Raw genomic sequence first — 5,126 nt, forward strand, 5'->3', positions numbered from 1 at the left:
AAGGACGGCGGCGACACGGCGCCCGGCCCCCCGCCCTTCTCGTCACCGTCGCCGGCCGCCGTGTCGCCGCCGTCCTTCAGGGTGCCGCCGCCCGGCGTGGCCGTCCCGTCGATGCGGACCGGCTGCCGTTGGTCGCCGTCCACCTTCACCACCGGGCCCGTACAGCCGCCGGCCACCACGATCACCGCGAGCGCGGCCGCAGATCTCCGCATGTCCTTGGTACGCATCCCGCTCCCCGACGTCTCATGGCCGCGGTCTCGTGGCCGCGCGGGCCCGGCCGTCCTCCCGGCCGGTCTGCCGAAAGGTTGCCCGGGCGTGACCCGTCGCGAACAACGGGGCATGGTTGTGAGCAAGGTCCCAGCAGGTGCCCCTCCACCGGGCGCACGGCCGCCGCTACAGTCCGTCGCGAGGGTCGTCTGTACTAGCGAGTAACCACCGAGTAACAAGCAACGCGGAGGCACACACCATGGCGCGCGAGTCGGAGTCCGGACTGCCCATCGAGCCGGTGTACGGACCGGACGCCCTCGAGGGCTGGGATCCGGCGGACAAGCTGGGTGCCCCCGGGAAGTACCCCTTCACCCGCGGTGTGTACCCGTCGATGTACACGGGGCGGCCGTGGACGATGCGGCAGTACGCCGGTTTCGGCACGGCGGTGGAGTCCAACGCCCGCTACAAGCAGCTCATCGCCAACGGCACGATGGGCCTGTCGGTCGCGTTCGACCTGCCGACCCAGATGGGCCACGACTCCGATGCGCCGATCGCGCACGGCGAGGTCGGCAAGGTGGGTGTGGCGATCGACTCGATCGACGACATGCGGGTCCTGTTCGGCGGCATCCCGTTGGACAAGGTCTCCACGTCGATGACGATCAACGCCCCCGCCTCGCTGCTGCTCCTGCTGTACCAACTCGTCGCCGAGGAGCAGGGCGTCAGCGCCGACCAGCTGACCGGCACGATCCAGAACGACGTGCTGAAGGAGTACATCGCCCGCGGCACGTACATCTTCCCGCCCAAGCCCTCGCTGCGGCTGATCGCGGACATCTTCAAGTACTGCAAGGCCGAGATCCCGAAGTGGAACACCATCTCGATCTCCGGCTACCACATGGCCGAGGCCGGTGCCTCGCCCGCGCAGGAGATCGCGTTCACCCTCGCCGACGGCATCGAGTACGTGCGCACGGCGGTCGCGGCCGGCATGGACGTCGACGACTTCGCACCCCGGCTGTCGTTCTTCTTCGTCGCCCGGACGACGATCCTGGAGGAGGTCGCCAAGTTCCGTGCCGCGCGCCGGATCTGGGCGCGGGTGATGAAGGACGAGTTCGGGGCGAAGAACCCCAAGTCGCTGATGCTGCGCTTCCACACGCAGACCGCGGGCGTCCAGCTGACCGCCCAGCAGCCCGAGGTGAACCTCGTGCGCGTGGCGGTGCAGGGCCTGGCCGCCGTGCTGGGCGGCACGCAGTCGCTGCACACCAACTCCTTCGACGAGGCCATCGCGCTGCCCACCGACAAGTCGGCCCGCCTGGCCCTGCGCACCCAGCAGGTCCTGGCCTACGAGACGGACGTGACCGCGACCGTCGACCCCTTCGCGGGCTCCTACGTCATCGAGAAGATGACCGACGACGTCGAGGCCGCCGCGGTCGAGCTGATGCGGAAGGTCGAGGACCTCGGCGGCGCGGTCTCCGCGATCGAGCACGGCTTCCAGAAGAACGAGATCGAGCGCAGCGCCTACCGGATCGCGCAGGAGACCGACTCCGGCGAGCGCGTCGTCGTCGGCGTCAACCGCTTCCAGCTCGACGAGGAGGAGCCCTACGAGCCGCTGCGCGTCGACCCCGCCATCGAGGCCCAGCAGGCGCAGCGCCTCGCGAAGCTGCGCGCCGAGCGGGACCAGACGGCCGTCGACAGCGCCCTCGCCGACCTGAAGAAGGCCGCCGAGGGCACCGACAACGTCCTCTACCCGATGCGGGAGGCGCTGAAGGCCCGCGCCACGGTGGGCGAGGTCTGCAACGCGCTCCGCGACGTGTGGGGCACGTACGTGCCGTCCGACGCCTTCTGACAGGGGCGTTCGCCTTCCGGACTCCGGGGCGGATTGTCGTACCCCCGTGCCAGAATGCGGCCCATGTTCGGAGTCGTCGACCTTCCCACCTATCTGGCGGGCCTCGTCCTGATCGTCCTGTTGCCCGGCCCCAACTCCCTGTACGTGCTGTCCGTCGCCGCCCGGCGGGGGATACGGACGGGGTACCGGGCCGCGGCGGGCGTGTGGTGCGGGGACGCCGTGCTCATGACCCTGTCGGCGGCGGGGGTGGCCTCGCTGCTGCAGGCCAACGCCGTGCTGTTCGGGATCGTGAAGTACGCGGGCGCCGGCTATCTGACGTGGCTCGCGGTCGGCATGCTGCGGGCCGCGTGGGGCATGTGGCGCAGCCGCCGGCAGACGGTGGCCGAGGTGGCGGGCGGGGAGGCCGTGGAAGGAGAGCGGCCGTTCCGGCGGGCGGTGGTCATCAGCCTGCTCAACCCCAAGGCGATCCTGTTCTTCGTCGCCTTCTTCGTGCAGTTCGTGGACCCGGCGTACGCCTACCCCGCCCTCTCCTTCGTGGTGCTCGGCGCCTTCGCCCAGCTCGCGAGCGTGCTGTATCTGACCGCGCTGATATTCGGCGGGACCAAGCTGGCCGCCGCGTTCCGCCGCCGGAAGCGGCTGTCGGCCGGGGCGACCTCGGCGGCGGGAGCGCTGTTCCTCGGCTTCGCCGTCAAGCTGTCGTTGGCGAGCGGCGCGTAGCAGGTCAGGGCGGCGAGCGGCGTCCGGCAGTCCACGGCGGTCGGCGTCCGGCAGCTCACGGCGTGGCCTCGGCGAGGCCCACGCGGGCCGCGTACCGGCGCAGGTCGCTCGCCGTCCCGCCCGCCCAGCCGACGTAGCCGTCGGGGCGGACCAGGAAGACTCCGGTGCCGTACGCCTCGTAGGCCGGGATGCTGACCCGCCGCACGTCCCGCAGCTCCGGGAGGTCCGCGGCCTCGGTGCCGACCGTGAGCAGCGTCCAGTGCGGCCCGCGGAAGGCGTCGAAGAGACGTACGCCGCCGCGCCGTCCGTCGGGCGCGCGGTCCCCGGCGCGGAGGGCCTCCGGGGGCAGGTTCTCGCGGGTGTCCACGCAGAGGGAGGCGCCCCGGTAGCCGAGGTCGAGCTGGCGGGTGGCGCGGCCCCGGCGCTCCTCGCCCCGGTGGACCCGCGTGGACAGGCCCAGGACGTCCGCCGCCACCGGGCGCCGCTCCTCCTCGTAGGTGTCCAGCAGCGTCGCGTCCGCGCCGTCCCGCAGCACCGCGCCCAGCTTCCATCCCAGGTTGTAGGCGTCCTGCACGCTGGTGTTGAGGCCCTGGCCCCCGGCGGGCGAGTGGACGTGCGCCGCGTCCCCGGCGAGGAACACGCGGCCCGCGCGGAAGCGGTCGGCGAGCGCGGCTCGGGGCCGGAAGTCCGACGCCCAGCGCACCTGGGTCACATCCCCGGGCGCGAGGTGCGAGCGGGCGGCGACCACCTTGCGGATGCCGTCGGCGGAGAGGTCCACCACGGCCTCGGCGCCGGGGAAGTTGGCGACCAACTGGAAGTCGTCGGTGCCGGGGAGCGGGCAGATCGCCAGGAAGCCGCTGGTCAGGGAGTCGGACCGGGCGGGCCGCGCCGCCCCCGCGGGCACCGTGCCGTGGGCGTCCTCCGGGGCGGCCGCGGGCGGGAACACATGCCAGTGGTCGCGGTCCAGGGCCGGGATGCGCACGTCCGCGACCAGGGTCGGGGCCGGGTCGACGGTCTCGCCGGTCATGCCGATGCCGAGGAGGCGGCGGACGGTGGACCGGCCCCCGTCGGCGGCGACGGCGTAGCGGGCGCGGACCTCGGGGCCCCGGGCGAAGGACGCCGTGACGCCGTCGGCGTCCTGGACCAGCCCCACCAGCTCACGGTCGAACACCACGTCACCGCCCAGCTCTCGCAGCCGGGCCAGCAGGATCTCCTGCGTACGCCACTGCGGGATCAGCCAGGGTCCCGCATAAGGCTCGGCCTCGGTCGTCTCCACCTCGTCGAACATCCGGTGCTCGCCCTGCCGGCGCCCGAGGCTCCAGATCATCCCGACGGGCGCGGGGCCGCCGGCGGCGTGGATCGCGTCCAGCACGCCGAGGTCGTCCATGACCTCCAGCGTGCGCGGCTGCATGCCCTTGCCGCGCGACCCCGGGAACAGGGCACCGGCCCGCTCCACGAGCAGGGCGCGGACGCCGCGCCGGGTGAGGTCGACGGCGAGGGCGAGACCGGTGGGGCCCGCGCCGACGATCAGGACGTCCGTGGTGTGCGTGTCTGTACTCATCCGAGAACCTCTCCTTAACGGTGTTAAGTTCCGACGGGCGACAGCATGCGCTTAACGCCGTTAAGCTGTCAACGTGGTTTCCAGGAAATCCCCGAAGCTGGACAAGAAGCAGGTCGCCGAGACGGCCCTGCGGTTGCTGAACGAGGTCGGTCTGGAAGGGCTGAGCCTCCGGGCGATCGCCAAGGAACTCGACGTCCAGGCACCCGCGCTGTACTGGCACTTCAAGAACAAGCAGGACCTGCTCGACGAGATGGCGACCGAGATGGTCCGCCGGATGGCGGCGGACTGGGCGCGACTGTCGCCGGCCGGGGAGGAGGGCGCCGACTGGCAGGAGGGGCTACGGGCGCGGATGCGGGGGATGCGGGAGCATCTGCTGCGCTACCGCGACGGCGCGAAGGTGTACAGCGGGACCCGCTTCACCGACCTGTCGTACGCGGAGCCCATGGAGGCGCACCTGCGGATGCTCACGGCGGCGGGCTTCACCCCGGCGGGAGCCGCGCGGGCCTGGCTGACGGCGTACAGCTACACGATCGGCTACGTCATCGAGGAACAGGCGATGGGCCCGGACCCGGCCGCCGGCACGGAGGGCTACGACCTCACGGCGCGCGCCGAGCGCCTGGAGGCGTTCCCCCTGGCGGCGGAGGCCGGCTGGGAGATCTTCCAGGACCATGAACGGGGCTTCGAGGAGGGCCTGGAGGCGGTCCTGACGGGCATCGGAGCGACGATGAGACCCGACCGGCCCTGAGGGTGCCGCGCCGGCCTGAGGGGGCGCAGCCCGCAAAAGGGGCGCGGGGAACTGCG

At 72.3% G+C, this 5,126-nt stretch carries 4 protein-coding genes and 1 pseudogene; 3 read left to right on the plus strand and 2 right to left on the minus strand.

All coding sequences use genetic code 11. The annotated features are described in order from the left end of the window. Window positions 1-227: pseudogene (locus AOK23_RS12735) on the minus strand (L,D-transpeptidase family protein); the annotation flags it as partial. A 239-nt stretch (window positions 228-466) separates the two neighbouring features. Here AOK23_RS12735 and AOK23_RS12740 point away from each other — a divergent pair. Together AOK23_RS12740 and leuE are read left to right on the plus strand one after the other, a co-directional pair. Next, a complete protein-coding gene (locus tag AOK23_RS12740; RefSeq protein WP_055712829.1) occupies window positions 467-2,047 on the plus strand; it encodes an acyl-CoA mutase large subunit family protein in 1,581 nt (526 codons plus the stop codon). Between the two features lie 63 nt (window positions 2,048-2,110). Continuing rightward, window positions 2,111-2,764, plus strand: coding sequence for a leucine efflux protein LeuE (leuE, locus tag AOK23_RS12745; protein ID WP_055519949.1), 654 nt, complete (start codon window positions 2,111-2,113; stop codon window positions 2,762-2,764). A 55-nt stretch (window positions 2,765-2,819) separates the two neighbouring features. Here the strand turns inward: leuE and AOK23_RS12750 are convergent, their stop codons facing one another. Then, entirely contained in the window at window positions 2,820-4,325 is a 1,506-nt protein-coding gene (locus tag AOK23_RS12750) for an FAD-dependent oxidoreductase (RefSeq protein ID WP_055712830.1), read from the minus strand. A gap of 73 nt (window positions 4,326-4,398) precedes the next feature. Between AOK23_RS12750 and AOK23_RS12755 the strand changes: the two genes are divergently transcribed. Further along, window positions 4,399-5,070 (plus strand): TetR/AcrR family transcriptional regulator C-terminal domain-containing protein, encoded by a 672-nt coding sequence (locus AOK23_RS12755; protein ID WP_055712831.1) that lies wholly within the window; start codon window positions 4,399-4,401, stop codon window positions 5,068-5,070. Window positions 5,071-5,126: the final 56 nt, after the last annotated feature.

The sequence above is a fragment of the Streptomyces torulosus genome (genome assembly GCF_001419765.1).
GTDB classification, from domain to species: Bacteria; Actinomycetota; Actinomycetes; order Streptomycetales; family Streptomycetaceae; genus Streptomyces; species Streptomyces torulosus.

Bases quoted from the DNA above. Each gene is read 5' to 3' on its own strand.
- AOK23_RS12740 (WP_055712829.1), top strand. From the start codon at position 467: ATGGCGCGCGAGTCGGAGTCCGGACTGCCCATCGAGCCGGTGTACGGA.
- leuE (WP_055519949.1), top strand. From the start codon at position 2,111: ATGTTCGGAGTCGTCGACCTTCCCACCTATCTGGCGGGCCTCGTCCTG.
- AOK23_RS12750 (WP_055712830.1), bottom strand. From the start codon at position 4,325: ATGAGTACAGACACGCACACCACGGACGTCCTGATCGTCGGCGCGGGC.